The organism is Paraburkholderia bryophila (assembly GCF_013409255.1).
Taxonomy (GTDB): Bacteria; Pseudomonadota; Gammaproteobacteria; order Burkholderiales; family Burkholderiaceae; genus Paraburkholderia.
In genome coordinates this window covers 349,399-361,783 of record NZ_JACCAS010000002.1, presented here as the reverse complement: position 1 = coordinate 361,783, position 12,385 = coordinate 349,399, and the positions used below count along the sequence as shown (strand labels likewise).

The window sequence follows — 12,385 nt, the reverse complement described above, 5'->3', positions numbered from 1 at the left end:
ACGCATCGATTCACCGTGCTGGCTCCAGTATCACCGTCAAGGAGCGGACGCCCTGCGCGCCGTGTATGAGCACGCCTTCATATCCGCTGTAGCAAAGGGGCCCGTGTGGAAACGATCACCCTCACTCTCGTATTGCTCGTGTGCGTCATTGCCAGCAGTATCGTCAAACGTGCCGCGCGAATTCCGCTTCCGCTTGCCATCGTGCAGATTGCAATCGGCGCGCTGATTGCGCAGATCTTCCGGTTCCGGGTTTCGCTTGCACCCGACGTTTTCCTGCTGTTGTTCGTCTCGCCGTTGCTGTTTCTCGACGGCTGGCGCATTTCGAAAGAAGGCCTGTTCCGCGACAAGTGGACGATTGGTGCATTCGCTCTCGGCCTGGTTCTGTTCACGGTCCTCGGAGCGGGCTTCTTCATTCACTGGCTGATTCCACTCATGCCGCTGCCCGTCGCCTTTGCGTTGGCGGCGACGCTTTCTCCGACCGACGCGGTCGCCGTCTCGGCCATTGCGGAGCGTGTGCCGATTCCGCCGCGCTTGATGAATGTGCTCGCAGGCGAGGCGCTGCTGAACGATGCATCGGGTCTCGTCTGCCTGCGCTTCGCGATCGCTGCCGCGGTAACGGGCTCGTTCTCAGTCGCCGAAGCGAGCGGAACGTTCCTGTGGCTGGTGGCGGGCGGCGTGGCGGCGGGCGCGGCGGTCACGCTGCTGGCGAATGCGGCGAAGGACTGGACCGCGCGACTGTTCGGCGAGGAAACCGGCACGCAGATTCTGATCAGTTTGCTGTTGCCGTTCGGCGCGTATGTCGTGGCCGACCGGCTCGCCGCATCGGGTATCCTGGCGGCCGTGACGGCGGGTATCGTGATGAGCTACGAGGAACTGGCGGGAAAGGCGTTGGCTAGCACGCGCATTCGCCGTGCGGCGGTTTGGGACGCGCTTCAATTCGCCGGCAACGGCGTGATCTTCGTGCTTCTCGGGCAACAGCTTTTCAGCGTGATCGATCGGGGCGGGCAAGTTATTAGTCAAACCGGAAGGCAGCAGGAAGTCTGGCTGCTTTTATACGTCGCCGCAATCAGTGGCGCGTTGCTTCTCATACGGTTTTTGTGGACCTGGGCTGCCTTGCGCGTGATTGTGTTTCGCACCGGTCCGGGCACTCAGACGATCAACACGTCGGGCTGGCGCCTGATCACGGCGACGTCGTTAGCGGGCGTACGTGGCGCGGTTTCGCTCTCCGGCGTGATGACGCTGCCGTTGCTGATTGAAAACGGCTCGCCGTTCCCGGCAAGAGACCTCGCCATTCTGCTTGCCGCCGGCGTGATCGTCGTCACCCTGATTGCTGCGAACGTCGGCTTGCCCTATGTCCTGAGCGGTATCAAGGTGCCGCCCGGTACATTGGAACGGCGGCAGGAGGACGACGCTCGTGGCGCCGCGGCTCAGGCGGCCATCGTTGCTGTTGAGCGTGCGCTCCATGAGACGCGCCAGGCAAGCGAAGACGCCGACCTGTTCTCGCAAGCCGGTGCGCGGCTTATCGCACACTATCGCGAGCAGATCGCATTGCGCGGCGATGGCGGACAGGACGCGAGGCGCGGCTTGCAGATCGACGAGATCGAACGCCGGCTGCGGTTGCTGGCGCTCGGCGCGGAACGGGACGAACTGTATCGCGTCGCCCAGTCGGGCAAGCTGACGGACGAACTGGTGCGAGATCTGGTTCGGGAAGTCGATCTGCAGGAGTCGCGGTTTAGCGGTCGCGGCTCGCGAAGCTGAGATCGGGCGTGTAGTCGCATGCCATGACGCCGTGCGGTACGCGTTACGCGTGCATCATCCATCCGCCCGCGGCCATCGCTGCCTGACGCAAAGCCTCGGACCAGACGGGATGGGGATGACAGATACGGGCGAAGTCCTCGCACAGCATCGAGGCTTCCATGGCGACGGCCACCTGCGAAACCAGATCGGCCGCGCCAGGGCCAACCAGATGAGCGCCCGCGATCAGGTTCGTCTGAGCGTCGACCAGCAGTTTCACAAACCCATCGGTGGTGCTGCAGATAGCGGCGCGCGCATTGCCGGCGATCGGACAGTAACCGATGCGATACGCCACGCCGCTTCCCCGAAGCTCGTCCTCGGTTTTGCCGATCATGGCGACCTCCGGACGGGTGTAAAGCGCGTAGGGGATCGACGCGTAGTTGACGAAGCCGGGCAGGCCGGCAATTCGCTCAGCGCACGCTATCGCTTCTTCTTCAGCTTTGGACATCAGCATCGCGCCGGTGGCAGCGTCGCCGATTACCCAGATTCCTGTGGCCTGGGTGAGCAGGCCTTGCTGAAGTAACGCGCCTTCCTGAGCGGATGGAATGCCCACGCTCGTAAGATTCAAGCCGGCCGTCGACGGTCGGCGCCCGATCGCGACGAGCGCCATGTCAGCGTCAAGCGTGCTGATCTCGCTGGATCCTGCCGCGCGCAGTCGAATGGAAACACTGTCCGTGTGTTTGTCGATATCGATCACGTCGCTCGACAATCGGATCGCAATACCTTGTCGCCGCAGCGAGCGTTCCAGCGTGGCGGTCACGTCGCGATCGAGCCAATGGCATACACGATCGCGGCGCTCGATCAGCGTCACGCGCGAGCCGAGGCGGCGCCAGATCGAACCGAGTTCCACGCCCACCGCACCCGCGCCGATGATCGCCAGATGTCGCGGTACCCGGTCGAGTGACAGCGCGTCGGCGGAATCGAGAATCCGCGTGTGATCGAAAGACGCAAAGGGGAGTGGGATGGGCTCCGAACCCGTGGCGATCACAACGGCGGTTCCGCGCAAGAACTGCTGCACGCCGCCCGCTTTTCTGACGACCACCTGTCCCACGGCGGCAAGCAGCGCGTGACCGTAGATGAGCGTGACGCCGTGCTTGTGCAGCAGTTTGTGAACGCCGTTCGACATCTTCTCAACGGTGGCGGCTTTATACGCCATCATCTGCGCGAGGTTGAGCGTGGGCGCGCAGTCGATTCCCAGCGCGGCATTCTTGCTGGCCAGCTCGTAGATTTCGGAAGTATGGAGCAGCAATCGGGACGGAATGCAGCCGCTCCGCATACCCGCTCCCCCAACATTCGACGCTCGTTCGACACAGGCGACAGAGAGGCCGAGCTGGGCCGCGCGAATCGCGGTGTTGTAACCGCCCGCGCCGCACCCAATGACGATGACATCGTAATGTTTCATCAAGCTAGCGCCCTGAGCTCACACGAATGGGGAGGAATGAACGGGATTGGGCAGTCGCCCTCGCGGCCAGTCGAAATGGGCCGCGACATGGAAAGGTGGCTTCAGCGTAGCAGAACGCGCGAGCGTTGAATTGAACACTCGTGCTCAGTTTGGTCGATGCTTGATGTCTGAAAAGCACAATCGCGGCGTTCATGATGGAACGCTGGATCGTGTCCTGTTTTATCGTTTTCCAAAGTGATTCATGGCGTTTCGATCGGGACTATTGTCGTGTTAGCATTTCGGCTCGAAGCAAGCAGATCCGGCACTGTGACATGTCAACGTTTTCTCAAACCGCGGATAAACCTGTCACCATCGACGAGATCGTGCATGTCTTGTCGCATCGTCCCACGGCGACCACGCGCGAGCGGGAGTGGTCAGGCGTCACGGTCGACATGTACGCGCCGCTCCCCAACGTATCCGAGCGCTATCCCGCGCTCGATCATCATCTGATCTGCTATTGCCCGACCGGCAGCGCGCGCCTCGTTCAGGGCCGCGATGGGACGGTCCACGAAAGTGTGGTTACGGCAGGCGTTTCAATGCTCATGCCGGCGGGCTACGACTCGCTGTGGGAGGGCAGTGCCTCTGCAACGGCGAGATTGCGTATTCCGACCGCGCTGATCGAGTCGGCCGCCGAGCAGATTGGACGCCGCAGCATGTCGCGGATCGAGATCCGGAATGTCTTCGAGACGAAAGATCCCATCATCGAACACATCGCGCAGATTCTGATCGGCGAACTGGATCGTAAGGCTCATCCCGCGCAGACGCTTATTGTCGATCAGATGTCGTTCGCGCTCGCGGCGCATCTGCTTCGTAGTTACAACGTCTTCGAACCCGTTGTGCCGCAGGTTTTGCCGGCGTTGAGCCGGGTCGAAGTGGCGCGGATCACCGCGTATGTAGAAGAGAATCTGGACCGACCGATCGGACTCATTGAACTTGCCGGCATCGTGAACGTGAGCCGTTTCCACTTCACGCGCCTGTTCAAGCAGAGCACGGGCATGACGGCGATCGGCTTTGTCGAACAATGCCGGATTCGTCGCGCGCAATCGCTCATTCTGGAAACGGCCATTCCGCTTTCGGCCATCGCGCTCATGACTGGCTTTGCGGATCAGAGTCACTTTACCCGGCGTTTTCACCGTCACGTGGGCTGCACGCCGGCCGCGTTCGCGCGGGAACACGGCAGACGGCGTGCGATGAAAGGCGCGCGCGAATAACAAACGTCGAATCCTGCCTACAGCGCGGGTCAATCGCACGCCTGCTGAGTGGTTTGCTCGACTGCCGAGGCGAGGATCATCGAGTCGCCGTTGACCGGTTTATAGCCACGGGCCCAAGGCCGAAAAACCGCGTCGCCGCGACGAATCCGCAAGCCGCTTAACGCGCAAGTCGCCCCCGCCCGCGCCGTGACGGCTTTCCACAATTGCTCGCCGTAACACCCGGAGGTCGCGTCGCGCCAGCAGACCGCAATCGCCGAACTCGAATATTTCTCCACGATGTGCAGATGCACAGCCCGCTCGCGGACCACGCGAGCGCGCCGATTGCCACGGGTGGCGACATCGGTGCGCTTGCAACAACCGGGCGCGTCCGCGCCGGGACCGGAACTGGAATCGCGGCGCGGTTTCGGCAACTGCATCCGCATTAGCAAGTCGAGAGAGTACTTCCACGCATCGGCGGTCTCGGGGTTGTCCATTGCTTTTCTCTGGAAAGAATCTAAACGCGAGTCGTGCGGATCGACCGGCGCAATGGCATTGATGCGATTGTCAGAGATCGCGTGGATAGAACCAGCGGCTTATCAGGCGATCCAGCGATACAGGTCCCGCACCGAGCGCGATGATCGCCACGGCGAGCGACGCCCAATAGAGATGGAAATTCGCCCAGCCATCGGGGAAAACCAATTGGATCACGCCGGTCATGATCAATAGCGCCAATGCCGAGAACCGGGTCGCGAATCCGAGCACGAGCAGAATAGGGAACGTTATTTCCGCCACGGCTACCAGAAGCGCGACCGTGTCGGGTGCCGGGAAACCATAGGCGCCGCCGAACACGTGAACCTTGAATTGATTCTCGAACAGGAAAAGCGTGGCGGGCGAAAGGGACAGCAGGCCGTCCCATCGCGTCAGACCGGATCGAAAGAACGGCAGCGCGAGGGCGATTCGCAACATGGGCGGAGCAAGCACGCACCCGAGTGCCTGAATTTGTTCTAATGCCGTGCGAATCAGCAGTTCGAAGCGGCCCTTTGTCCGTGCACTAATCTGATTCATGCGAGCCTCGCGGTGGGGCTGAATTCGGCGGCTTCCCGCAGGCGCCATCCGACGATCGCGTTGATTGCGAACAGGTCTCGAAGGGTGGCGGCCAGATCGAAATCGGCGTCTTCGTCGAAAGCGAGTGTCGTTGCCTCGGCTACCGACGCGTGGGCCGCAACGCTCTGGATAAAAGTCGCTGCGCTTGCCGGCGCCTGACGAACCTCCACTTCAGCAAGTGGGCGTATGACGAGAGCATTTTCGCCGCCACCGGATAACTCGATAGCAGCAGGCTCACCGCCGTCGATGTTCATCTGCCATATCCGCACGGCGGGAAACGACGACCGTACGACGCGCGCCGAAGGATGCAGCGCAAAGACGACCTGAGGCAGGCTGTGGGAATCGATCGTGGCGAGTTGTGCGGGGTCGATCGGCAGTGCTTCTGCCGCGTGGTAGGCCTCGACCCACGCACGTTCGAGTCGGGCGACGTCGGCCAGATACGGCACGCTGTTCGCCGGCTCGAATCTTTCGATGAACGCCGCGAACGTTTCGCCATAGTCGAGCATGATGGGCGACCTCGGCGGCTCGAGTGCGACGTAGACGCGTGCCATCGCCGCGAAGAATTCGTCACCGACAAGCCGGCACACGGCGGGATAAGCCGCCCTCAACGTCTCGACGAGGCCAACCACGACATTGTTGCGATAAACATTGAAGCGTTTTTCGCTGGGTTCGCGATCGGGGCCGACCAGGCCGGGAGGAACGGCGCTATCCGGATCCAGGAGCGCCGCAGCGAAGTGCCTCTGCCGGTCGCATAAGCCATCGGGAAGCAGACCCGAGCGGATGTCGGCTCTGCCGCGCAAGGTTTCAGCGGATGCCTTGGGCAAGTTTAGGTGTGCCATTACGCACTCAAGTCCGTAGCGGGCGTTGAACGACATTCGTCCACAACTCGCGAAGACTGTCGACACCGCCGGCCGTTGAACTCCAGAGCGTCGTATCGCTAACGAGCAGGCTGCCGGCGAACGTATCCGGTCGAGATTGCAGGAGCGCGTCGAATGTCGCGCGGTCAGCGGTGAACGGATGCGGCGGCGCGCCGAGATCGATTCGCTGACGAACGAGTACATCGAGTTTTTCGACGGCCTTGCCGAGTCGTTCGAGCTGCGGTAAATGCGCATGCAGATTGAACGTGCTAACGCGTTGGAGCAAACCCAATCGGTCGAGTGCCGTATCCGCTTCAACCGGCGTTGGCGTGCCATCAGCTTCAGCGGACGGCCTGAGTCCGAAGCGATTTTCCACGGGTACGCCAAGGGCCGCGAGCAACGAGCGCGCGAAGCCGCCGAACCGTTGCCGTGGTGGAATCGTCTTGTCGCCGTGATGATGAAACTCGGCGATCTGACGGTCCAGTAACTCGTTTTCCGGCAGCCCCGTGACATCGCCGATATCGTGGTGCGGGCAGATGAAGGCGAGACGGTCGGTTTGTCCGAGGAAGGCGCGCAGCGCGTCGATTTCATCGCTGCCCGCCGTTTGAGCGGTGCGCAGCGAGTCGAAACTGATGACGATCAGCGTGTCGACGCCGTTCAGAAGATGCGCGTCGAGTGGCGTGAGGGTGCCGTCGTCCGCGACGCGCTCGATCTCCGTCACGCTCTGGCCCGTCAACGCCGCCGCCAGTTCGACAAAGGCGGTGAAGTTGCGCTTCATGATGTGATCGAGGAAACCCGTGATGCTCTGATCGAACTCGCGCGGGTCGGAGAATTCATGGAAGTGCGGGAAACCCATCCTGCGACTTTCGAAGAGCGCCGGAAACCGGTCGTCGATCACATGGAGCGGCGCACCGTTCTCGCCTGGCCGGCTCCATGCGTAATAAACAAGGACTTGTCGCTTGATCATGATGTTTGCACCTCTGTGTGCGGCTGACGCATGGCGATGAATGGCGGCCGGCTGGTTACGTGGTCGAAAACGACCGGTTGCATGGCGGCCTGAACGACGCTGTCGGCGCGCTCGGCTTCCGCCTTGAGCGTCGGCCAGTCGGGTAAGTTCGCGTCCCATTCGATCAAGGTGGGAAGGGGGCCGGTCCGTCGGATCGCCCGTGCGAATAGCTCCCACACGATCTCCGCGACGTGGCGGTCGTGCGTATCGATTAGCAGCGGACGGTTCTTTTCGTCTGCCTCGCGCGCGTGACCGGCCAGATGAAACTGTTGCACGGCCGAGAGCGGATAGTGATCGATATAGGCAAACGGATCCCGCTGCTGGTTGATCGACGCGACGTACACGTTGTTGACGTCGAGCAGAAGACCGCAGCCGGTGCGCTGTGCGACGGCGGCAATGAAGTCGGTCTCTGGGTACGTGCTTTCCTCGAACGCGAGGTACGTCGACGGGTTTTCCAGCAGCATCTGCCGGCCGAGTACTTCCTGCACCTGGTCGATGTGGTCCGCCACGCGCGCCAGGCTCTGGGCGGTGTAGGGAACCGGCAGCAGGTCGTTGAGAAAGCCGCAGTCGTGGCTGGACCAGGCCAGGTGCTCGGAAAACAGTCCAGGCGTATAGCGTGCAATGAGTGATTTCAGCCGCTGGAGATGATCCCGGTCGAGCAGACGGTCTGCGCCGATCGACAGGCCGACACCATGAAGCGATAGCGGGTAGCGCTCGCGTATGGCCGAAAGAAAGCGATGCGGCGGACCACCCGCGCCCATATAGTTTTCCGCATGAACCTCGAAAAAACCGATGTCCGGCCGCGATTCGAGGATCGTGTGGTAATGCTGCGCTTTAAGCCCAACCCCGGCGCGTTGAGGCAGGCTCGGTCGGGTTTCGTGGGGGCGTGACTCTGACATGGCGAACCGTTGTTGCGGTGAGCACTGCGAGGCCGGGCTTGACGATGCCCGGCCGCCGATCGATGTTAGACCTTCGGCGACAGGCTGCCGGGGCCGCCCGGTGTGGAGATCCCGGTGCAGGTTCCCTTGGGCACCAGCTTGAATGCGTTGCCCTGATAGTCCGTCGTGCTGGTGCCGGCGCAGGTGGTGCCCGCCCCCGCGTAGCAATCGTTTTGCCCCTTCATTGCCGTGCCGAAGCAGGGCTCGACCTTGCCGGATTTGACGAGCGCCGTATGCTCGGCCTGAATCTTCTTCTGCGCCGCGGTGAATTCCTGTGCGCTGGCAGAGGTGGCTGTCAAGGCGGCGAGAGCGGCGGCGAATGCACCGACGACGAGAGTGGTGGTTTTGTAATTGGCCATACGATTTCTCCAACGTTGAAAGAGAGCAGCGATCTGAAGACCCGGTGACCACGCTGATGCCGCGTGTACGGTATGAACAACGGTCGTGCCCGGCCTCGTTCTGGGATGCCAGCGATAGTGGGTCGCTGCACAGAGAGCATACGGAACCGGAGCCGGCGGAAGATTGCACGGTCTTGTGCCATTTGGTACGGGATTGCGAACAACGCGCGGAACCGGGCGGGGCACGAGGAACCGCTTCGTTTCGTCTGCCGCGTATCCTGAAGCCTGTGCCACGCCTGCGCGGCTCTCCCTGGCTGCGTGAATCCTGTGTTTTCAACCGAAGGAACCATCATGACCCAATCGCAAGTCAACCCGAGCTCCCGCCAGAACCTGACCGATGTCGTTATCGACGCGAAGATTCGCAAGAACCTGACGTTTGAGGAGATCAATGAAGGGACCGGTCTGAGTCTCGCCTTCGTCACGGCTGCGCTGCTCGGCCAGCATCCCCTGCCCGCGGACGCGGCCAAGGTTGTCGCCGACAAGCTCGGACTCGATGAAGACGCCGTGCGCCTGTTACAGACCGTGCCGGTGCGCGGCAGTATTCCGGGCGGTGTGCCGACCGATCCGACGATCTACCGGTTCTATGAAATGGTGCAGGTCTACGGCTCGACGCTCAAGGCGCTGGTGCACGAGAAGTTTGGCGACGGCATTATCAGCGCGATCAACTTCAAGCTCGATATCCAGAAGGTCGACGATCCGGAGGGCGGTTCGCGTGCAGTGATCACGCTCGACGGCAAGTATCTGCCGACCAAACCGTTCTGAGCCGCGATGGCAGCTTACACGGCAACGTTGGCAGACTTCAGCGGCCCATCTTCGTTGCCCGCCGGCGGCCGTTAGCCAATACTGGTTTCAGCGCGAGGCCTGGACGCAAACCACTGCGCCAGGCGGACATCGGGAGGGCGTGTGTGTCCTCCCTCCACCCATCAGCGAAGGAACCGACATGACTAACACCATCATCGCAGGCATCGAGATCCCCGACAGCGCCATTGCACGCGCCGCGACCGAACTGGTTCGCGATACCGAAACCGATCTGCTGTACAACCATTCGCGCCGGGTATTCCTGTTCGGCGCCCTGAGCGGCAACCGCAAAGGCCTGAAGTACGACCCGGAACTGCTTTACCTCGGCGCGATGTTCCACGACATGGGGCTGATGCCGGCCTATAGCAGCGAGAACTATCGCTTCGAAGTGGACGGCGCCAATGCCGCGCGCGATTTCATGACGCAGTACCGCATGAACGAGTACGACATCGACCAGGTGTGGGCTTCGATCGCGCTGCATACGACGCCGGGCGTTCCCGAACACATGAAGCCGGTCGTCGCGCTCGTGACCGCGGGGGTCGAGATGGACGTGCTGGGTCTGAGCTACAACGAGTTCAGCGTCGATCAGCGCAACCAGGTGGTGGCGGCACACCCGCGCGAAAAGACCTTCAAGAACGGCATTATCGACGCGTTCGCGCAAGGGACGATCAAGAAACCCGAGACGACATTCGGCAACGTCAAGGCGGACGTGCTCGAGCTTCGCGATCCGTCGTACAAGCGGCTGAACTTCTGCCAGATCATTCTCGGTTCGGCATGGGACGACAGTCACGCCGACCACGCCGACCACGCTCATCATGCCGGCTGCGCATGCACCGGCGGCGCAGCGGCACAAGGTGAATGACGCCCGTCTCCGATCCATCCGTTCGATCTGACCACGGTCTGTCCGAAGACGATCCCCGCGCTAGCCGATCATCTTGTCCAACGTAATGGGAAGATCGCGAATTCGCCTGGCCGTCGCGTTGAACACCGCGTTCGCGACGGCTGCGCCCACGCCGGTAATGCCGATCTCGCCCACGCGGCGTGCGCCCATCGGCGTGTGAGGATCGGCTTCGTCGTTCCAGATCATATCGATCTTAGGCACGTCGAGACGCACCGGCACATGATAGTCGGCGAGCGACGGATTCATGATGCGGCCGGTTCTTTCGTCGAACTCGCTTTCCTCCATCAGCGCAAGGCCGAGGCCCATGATGATGCCGCCGCGAAACTGGCTGGCCGCGGTCTTGGCGTTGATGATCCGGCCGCAGTCGAACGAGCCGAGAAAGCGGCTCACGCGAATCTCGCCGGTCACGGCGTTCACCCGCACCTCGCAGAAGAGCGCGCTATGGCTATGCATGGACCCGTGTTGTAACTCGAAGGGCATCGGCGCGTCGGCCTCGACCGTCACTTCTGCTTGCCTCGCGCGCGCCAGCAAAGCGGCGTAGGTCTCGAACCGCTTCTCGTCCTGCATGATAGAAGCGTTGCCCGGTCAGCACGTCGACAGAGGCGGCGAGCTGGGCTTTTTCCAGTATGGCGGTTCGACGTGTTGCATGGTTTTTGAGCCTGACGTGAGTCGGGATTTCATCCCGCAGCCACCGTTCGACGATAAAGCGTCGCCTGTCAAGGTGAACACGCGCATTGCGATTGGCCGCTAGTACGTGGGGGTTTTGATTGACGGCGACCGTGACTTGTCGCGCCAGTAACAAAGACCAGCACCGTGCTTCCTGTGTGGAACGGGATTGATTGCTGGGGAGTCTCAGCTCAACGATCGTCTCGCCATTCGTCGAAGATGCTGCTTGTGACGCCGGCATCATCGACTATCGGAATTTCGTCGAGTGTTGCCAGAGACCTTTTGGGAAGGTGTGCCAGCATACGCTCTGCCTGGCTGCACAGATAGACGAGATAGGGATGAGAAAAACTATCTGCATCCTGCCGTATCAGATTTATCCGGTATTGCACGACATCGCCGACACCAACGGCGGAACAGCAGTTCATCCCGATTCTCACATCAAAATCTTCGACGCCGAAACTAAAGAGCGATGCGACCGATAGTGATGCATGGTGGTTTCGGGCGTGATTTTGACGAACCCGGAAAAGTATATGGTCGTCGACAATATCGTACTGAAACTGGATGCGGGACTGGTAACGCATCAGAAAGGCGATCAACTTGTTGATCTTTCTGAACCTGTCTGCGCAAGCCGAGATGCTGTTGAAGAAACGATCAGATTTTGCGGCCGCCTTTTCGTACTTCTCCTTTTTCTTCCTGTCGCTCTGCGGCTTGATGGGTTCTGGAATTCCTTTCTGCAATCGTGTGGAAGATTGAGTCAGAGAGGCGTAGAGATCGATAACGTCAATCGCTTTCTCAAGAGCATCATGAGCGAAGATCTCGCTTTTTCCATCTCCGTCGTTAAACTCGACGGAGTATCTGGAGAGCAGAAAATGAAGAGATTTTTCGAGCTTGAAAACAGATTTTTCTTCGATGGAAAGATAGTATGAGGCCGGGTAGTTAACCTCGCCCCACCATCGCCGGAGGGAATCTATCCGATTCTGTATATCGTTTGCCTTTCCGATTTTTATCACGTTTTTTTGCGGAAAAACAAGGATGTACAGGTAGGTTGTCGTGTTCATATATAACCCGGGTCCGGTTGTTGATGAGGTCTTTGCACTCACGGAATCGATAGGTAGCCAGATCGAGTCTCTCCAATGGAAAACTCGATTCAGCGCATTCTAGCGAATGGATGTGCTGCGTGCGCGTGTGCGGTCGTGGCCGGTGATCGCCGGTGGTCGCACAAGGCCGCGCTGTTGTTGCTTTTGGCGCATCGGACGCGAGGCAGTTCGTTGCTGCCAGGATGGACCCACTCA

The 12,385-nt window shown here is 60.8% G+C and carries 13 protein-coding genes and 1 pseudogene; 5 read left to right on the top strand and 9 right to left on the bottom strand.

The window, feature by feature from the left end; all coding sequences use genetic code 11:
• Positions 1-105 precede the first annotated feature (105 nt).
• Entirely contained in the window at positions 106-1,758 is a 1,653-nt protein-coding gene (locus GGD40_RS22905; protein WP_179745192.1) for a Na+/H+ antiporter, read from the top strand.
• A gap of 43 nt (positions 1,759-1,801) precedes the next feature.
• Here the strand turns inward: GGD40_RS22905 and lpdA are convergent, their stop codons facing one another.
• Positions 1,802-3,196 (bottom strand): dihydrolipoyl dehydrogenase, encoded by a 1,395-nt coding sequence (gene lpdA / locus GGD40_RS22900; RefSeq protein WP_179745191.1) that lies wholly within the window; start codon positions 3,194-3,196, stop codon positions 1,802-1,804.
• 311 nt (positions 3,197-3,507) lie between these two features.
• On the opposite strand from lpdA, the gene GGD40_RS22895 reads away from it, so the two are divergent.
• Positions 3,508-4,446 carry a helix-turn-helix domain-containing protein gene (locus GGD40_RS22895; protein ID WP_179745190.1) on the top strand — a complete coding sequence of 313 codons (939 nt, stop codon included), beginning with the start codon at positions 3,508-3,510 and terminating at the stop codon, positions 4,444-4,446.
• Positions 4,447-4,475: 29 nt separating this feature from the next.
• Here the strand turns inward: GGD40_RS22895 and GGD40_RS22890 are convergent, their stop codons facing one another.
• The 6 genes from GGD40_RS22890 to GGD40_RS22865 all read right to left on the bottom strand — a co-directional run bounded on the left by GGD40_RS22890 (position 4,476) and on the right by GGD40_RS22865 (position 8,689).
• The gene (locus tag GGD40_RS22890; protein ID WP_257030555.1) at positions 4,476-4,919 is read right to left on the bottom strand and encodes a DUF3331 domain-containing protein; all 444 of its coding nucleotides are present in this window, start codon (positions 4,917-4,919) and stop codon (positions 4,476-4,478) included.
• Between the two features lie 70 nt (positions 4,920-4,989).
• Positions 4,990-5,490 carry a DoxX family protein gene (locus GGD40_RS22885; RefSeq protein WP_179712786.1) on the bottom strand — a complete coding sequence of 167 codons (501 nt, stop codon included), beginning with the start codon at positions 5,488-5,490 and terminating at the stop codon, positions 4,990-4,992.
• Entirely contained in the window at positions 5,487-6,404 is a 918-nt protein-coding gene (locus GGD40_RS22880; RefSeq protein ID WP_257030554.1) for an HvfC/BufC N-terminal domain-containing protein, read from the bottom strand. Before GGD40_RS22880 ends, GGD40_RS22885 begins: the two co-directional genes overlap by 4 nt.
• Positions 6,376-7,353: a hypothetical protein gene (locus GGD40_RS22875; RefSeq protein ID WP_179745189.1), complete on the bottom strand. Its 978-nt coding sequence runs from the start codon at positions 7,351-7,353 to the stop codon at positions 6,376-6,378. The genes GGD40_RS22880 and GGD40_RS22875 overlap by 29 nt, the downstream gene beginning before the upstream one ends.
• On the bottom strand, positions 7,350-8,291 hold the full coding sequence (gene bufB, locus GGD40_RS22870; RefSeq protein WP_179712790.1) for an MNIO family bufferin maturase: 942 nt from the start codon (positions 8,289-8,291) through the stop codon (positions 7,350-7,352). The genes GGD40_RS22875 and bufB overlap by 4 nt, the downstream gene beginning before the upstream one ends.
• A 65-nt stretch (positions 8,292-8,356) precedes the next feature.
• Positions 8,357-8,689 (bottom strand): BufA1 family periplasmic bufferin-type metallophore, encoded by a 333-nt coding sequence (locus GGD40_RS22865; protein WP_179712792.1) that lies wholly within the window; start codon positions 8,687-8,689, stop codon positions 8,357-8,359.
• Between the two features lie 330 nt (positions 8,690-9,019).
• Here GGD40_RS22865 and cynS point away from each other — a divergent pair, with 330 nt between their 5' ends.
• Both cynS and GGD40_RS22855 read left to right on the top strand, forming a co-directional pair.
• Complete coding sequence (gene cynS / locus GGD40_RS22860; RefSeq protein WP_179712794.1) at positions 9,020-9,490, top strand: cyanase; 471 nt, start codon at positions 9,020-9,022, stop codon at positions 9,488-9,490.
• 178 nt (positions 9,491-9,668) lie between these two features.
• Complete coding sequence (locus GGD40_RS22855; RefSeq protein WP_179712796.1) at positions 9,669-10,388, top strand: HD domain-containing protein; 720 nt, start codon at positions 9,669-9,671, stop codon at positions 10,386-10,388.
• A gap of 60 nt (positions 10,389-10,448) precedes the next feature.
• Here the strand turns inward: GGD40_RS22855 and GGD40_RS22850 are convergent, their stop codons facing one another.
• The gene (locus GGD40_RS22850) at positions 10,449-10,994 is read right to left on the bottom strand and encodes a molybdopterin cofactor-binding domain-containing protein (RefSeq protein ID WP_179745188.1); all 546 of its coding nucleotides are present in this window, start codon (positions 10,992-10,994) and stop codon (positions 10,449-10,451) included.
• Here GGD40_RS22850 and GGD40_RS22845 point away from each other — a divergent pair.
• Positions 10,984-11,178: pseudogene (locus GGD40_RS22845) on the top strand (phosphatidylserine decarboxylase); the annotation flags it as partial. The gene GGD40_RS22850 and the pseudogene GGD40_RS22845 sit on opposite strands and share 11 nt — an antisense overlap.
• Before the next feature lie 106 nt (positions 11,179-11,284).
• Here GGD40_RS22845 and GGD40_RS22840 read toward each other — a convergent pair.
• Positions 11,285-12,151: a GIY-YIG nuclease family protein gene (locus GGD40_RS22840; protein ID WP_179745186.1), complete on the bottom strand. Its 867-nt coding sequence runs from the start codon at positions 12,149-12,151 to the stop codon at positions 11,285-11,287.
• Positions 12,152-12,385 lie beyond the last annotated feature (234 nt).